This is a genomic window from Streptomyces zinciresistens K42 (assembly GCF_000225525.1).
GTDB lineage: Bacteria > Actinomycetota > Actinomycetes > Streptomycetales > Streptomycetaceae > Streptomyces > Streptomyces zinciresistens.
Genome location: NZ_AGBF01000349.1, coordinates 1 through 3904 on the forward strand (window position 1 = coordinate 1; position 3904 = coordinate 3904).

A 3904-nucleotide genomic window follows, 5' to 3' on the forward strand; every position below is an offset into this window, starting at 1 on the left:
GGGGACGTTCGTTTCCCTGGTGATCGGAAAGATCATCTCTGATCGCACCACCCGCTACCTGGCCGTACTTCGTGAGGCTGGCGGCGCGGCCGGGGCCTACGAGGCGGAGATGAGGGCGAGGGGACTCGACCCCAAGAACACCGTCGTCATCGACCGTGATGTGCCGCCCAAGAAGGTGGCGGAGATCTTCGAGATGCACCACCGCGCCAAGACCCTCAAGCGTCAGCGGATCATGTCCGCAGGTCTGCCCGGCAACGACGAAGCAATCGAGGTCGTCCAGGTGGCCACAAGCTGGTTCCCGCCGGACGTCGTCGACGCAGTCCCTGTGCTTGCCGAGATGAAGACGGGAGTCGGCGGCAGCAAATCGCGTATGGCGGAGGCCGGCTTCAAGCAGGTGCGCCTTCGGGAGGAAGTCGAGGTCAGATCCCCGACTGCTGACGAAGCTGCTGCGCTCGGCATTCCCGTTGAACAGGCTGTCCTGGAGATCACGCACAAGGGGATCACCGTTGAAGGCCGCGTTGTGGAGGTCTGCATCCACGTGCTGCCGCGAGCCAAGTGGCGACTTGCATACGAGTGGCCCATCGACTCCCCGGAACCCGGGTGACATGTAGGAAGTCCCGCGCTGCTCCGGCAAGAGCCGGTGCAGACCAAACACCCATTGACTACAAGAGCTAGGAGCTTGCACCACATGGCTAGCAACCGCATCGACGAGACCGGCACGATCCTGCGCGACGCCAGCACCCGGTACACCACGGCCCGGCGTGAGGAGAACGGCGCGCACGGTGCGTTCGACGCTGAGCTGCAGCGTGCCGGTCGGACGCCGGTTTCCGAGGTCTCCGTCAGCCGCGCGGCCGCCCCGGCCGACGTCGCCGAACTGCTGGGCACCGACGGCGAGGTCGTCGTCCGCGCCCGAGCGATGTCCGACGGCGACCGCCTGGTCCAACTCGCCACCACGTACATCCCCGTCGACGTCGCCGAGGCCGCTGGCATCGAGCAGGTCGACACCGGCGTGGGCGGCATCATCAGCCGCATGAAGGAGGCCGGCTTCGACCAGGGCGATGCCGCCACCGAGGACATCGCGCTGCGGCCGGCCACCGCAGACGAGGCGGCTCGCCTCGGCCTGCCGGAAGGCTCGGACGTCCTGACCATCAATCACATCGGTCGCACGGCCGACGGACGGGTCGTCGAGGTGACCCAGCACGTTCTGGCTAAGGGCTGGACGCTGCGGTTCTCCGTGCCGCTGGCCTAACTCCGCACGGCACATGTCGGTGCCCTGCCCTTGGCAGGGCACCGACCAGCCCCCTCCTTCTGAACTCCTGGAGATTGAGCCCCCCATGAACGCCGGAAAGCGCCTGACCAGTGACGAGCTGGTGGAAGAGCTCCGCAGCGCGCTTGATGCTGAGAACGGCTGGCTTCCGGCCCTCGTAAGCCCCGAAGGTCCCGTCGGCATCTCCAAGGAAGCAGCACTGGACGTAGTGGTCAGGCGACTGCAGGAGTTCGCGGAGGCACCCACTGTGCCCGAAGCCGTCGCTCGCCAGCTCAGGAACGCGGCCGACGCCGCCGACGCCGCCCTCGTCACCGAAGGCAGTGCGCAGTACGGGGCTTTGGGAGCCGCGTACGCATACATCGTCCAGGCCCAGCGCGCGGCAAGCGAATGAGCTGATCCTGATGAACACGACATCGGCAGTGCGCCTCCCGCAGGGATGTGGATCAGTCCATGTGAACGGGAGCCACCGTGCCCCTGCCGCAGTCCTGCGCAAAGTGACGTTGCCTGGTGACATTCCGAATGTCACCGCCACTTGTCACCTCCGCGCGATCAAGAGGCCGTGCCATGCTCGGCTGCAGAAGGGCCGGCCGGTACTCGGTGCGCTTCACCCTGCCCGTGTGCCGGCTGCGCCGCTGGACCGTACGGGGAAGGGGATCGCGATGGTTGACGAGCGTCCTGACTGGGCTCGCCGGATGGTGGAGGAGCGCGCTGCTCGGGACTGGTCGCAGACCGACGCGGTGCGCGCGCTGATGGTCCGGCTCCCGGACGACCAGGTCGTGAGCGAGCAGGACTTGCTCCGGCAGTGGAAGAGGTGGGAGGCGGGCGAGGCTCAGCCGACGAAGTACCGGTCGGCCATCGCTCAGACCTTCGGTACGACGACCGGCGCGTTCTTCCCCGAGCGGTCTCGCCGTGACGGGCGCGCGGAGATTTTGCAGGTCAGCGGCATGGACACCGTGGACATCATCGCGCGGCTGCGTGCGTCGGACGTCGACGTCGCGACGCTGGACGCGCTGCGGATCACGGCGGACCGGCTGTGCTGCGAGTACGCCTACATGCCCGCCGACCAGCTGCTCGTTGAGGGGAAGGCGTGGCTGGCCCGGGTCGTAGGCCTCCAGCACCAGCGGGTGAGCCTGGCGCAGCATCGCGAGATCATCGCGCTGGCCGGGAAGCTGTCGCTCCTGGTGGGCTGTGTCGAGTACGACTCGGGGCACCCGCGCGACGCGGAGGCGACCCGGCGGGCCGCGCTGATGCTCGGTCAGGAGTCGGGCGATCTGAGCGTGCAGGGCTGGGCTCACGAGATGCGCGCCTGGTTCTCCCTGACCCGAGGTGACTACCGCGGTGTCATCGCGGCCGCGGAGGCCGGCATCGCCGTGGCGCCGAACGAGAGCGTGGCCGCGCAGTTGTACGCGCAGCAGGCTAAGGCGTGGGCACGGCTGGGGGATCGGTCGCAGACCGAGGTGGCGCTGGACAAGGGGCGTCAGCTTCTGGAGCGCCTGCCGTACCCGGAGAACATCGAGGACCACTTCGTCGTTGACCCGGGCAAGTACGACTTCTACCGGATGGACGCGCTGCGCCGGGTGGGGGAGAACCGCCTCGCGGAGCAGCTGGCGAACCAGGTGATCCGGGCCGGGACGGACTTCGACGGTACGGAGCGCTCGCCCATGCGGAACGCGGAGGCCCGGGTCACCCTCGGAGTCGTCGCGGCCCGCGAGGGCGACCTCGACACCGCCCTCGCGTACGGAGAGAAGGCACTTGCCGGCGACCGGAAGTCGCTGCCCTCGCTCGCGATGGTAGCCGCCGACCTCGGGCAGGCCCTCCAGTCCCACTACGCCCACGCCAGCGAGGCCCAGGCTTTCGTCGCTCACCTTCGCGAACTGCGGGGTGGCCAGTGAAGACGGCACCGACCGCCGGAGGTAACGGAGTTGCCCACTGGGCGACCCACCTGCCCGTCGACCTTTCCGGCATTCCGGGCGATCTTCCAGGCATTCGGTGCGTCCTGGACACGCGACGGTTTCGCCTACCCCATGGGTCGTCACAGGGGGTTAGGGTGATCGCAGACTTGATCGACAACCGCAAAGAGCCCCCCATGGCCATGCCGGGCCTGTCGGGGGGCTCGTGGACGGGAATCCCCGCCCGCACGATGCACCTGATGGGAGGTGATCGCGAGATGCAGCGTACCCGCGAACGGGAACCTCAACGCGCATCCTCGCCGTTGATCAACATGATCACGCCATCCCGCAGGTACGCCGACTCCACCTTCGGAATCGAGGGGGTCGGGGTGACGTAGCCGCCACCGGCCGCGCGCGCCAGACGGTGGACTGGACATCCACTTGGCCTCGCGCGGCCCTTCGCTCCGACCGGGTTTGGAACCCCGGATCGGCTGCTCGGTCCCGGCTGGACACCGGTTCCGGGCTTCGGCTCATCGAGCCAGTTCTCTCAGCAATACTTTGTTTTGGAAAGCGGGCCGGCCCCTTGGAAAAGGGCCTCAGCAACACCCCCGGTCGCGGACAACGGCCGGTGCTTCACCCCAGGGGCCCTGGACGGGGCCCTTCAGCAAGACCCAGACGAGAGGAGAAATCTCCCCCCACCACAGGCCGTGGTGGTGACGCTCACCCGCTCCTCACGGAGGGGGCTCGG

4 protein-coding genes are annotated in these 3904 nt (G+C 68.0%); all 4 read left to right on the plus strand.

Annotated features, from left to right (window positions below; genetic code table 11):
- The coding region (locus SZN_RS36040) for a UTRA domain-containing protein (protein WP_007505372.1) at positions 1 to 604 on the plus strand (604 nt) is incomplete at its 5' end.
- Positions 605 to 688: 84 nt separating this feature from the next.
- The gene (locus tag SZN_RS36045) at positions 689 to 1249 is read left to right on the plus strand and encodes a UTRA domain-containing protein (RefSeq protein ID WP_007505373.1); all 561 of its coding nucleotides are present in this window, start codon (positions 689 to 691) and stop codon (positions 1247 to 1249) included.
- An 85-nt stretch (positions 1250 to 1334) separates the two neighbouring features.
- Positions 1335 to 1658 carry a hypothetical protein gene (locus tag SZN_RS36050; protein ID WP_007505375.1) on the plus strand — a complete coding sequence of 108 codons (324 nt, stop codon included), beginning with the start codon at positions 1335 to 1337 and terminating at the stop codon, positions 1656 to 1658.
- 268 nt (positions 1659 to 1926) lie between these two features.
- Positions 1927 to 3159 (plus strand): NsdA family TPR-like regulatory protein, encoded by a 1233-nt coding sequence (locus SZN_RS36055; RefSeq protein WP_007505376.1) that lies wholly within the window; start codon positions 1927 to 1929, stop codon positions 3157 to 3159.
- The last annotated feature ends 745 nt before the right edge of the window (positions 3160 to 3904 follow it).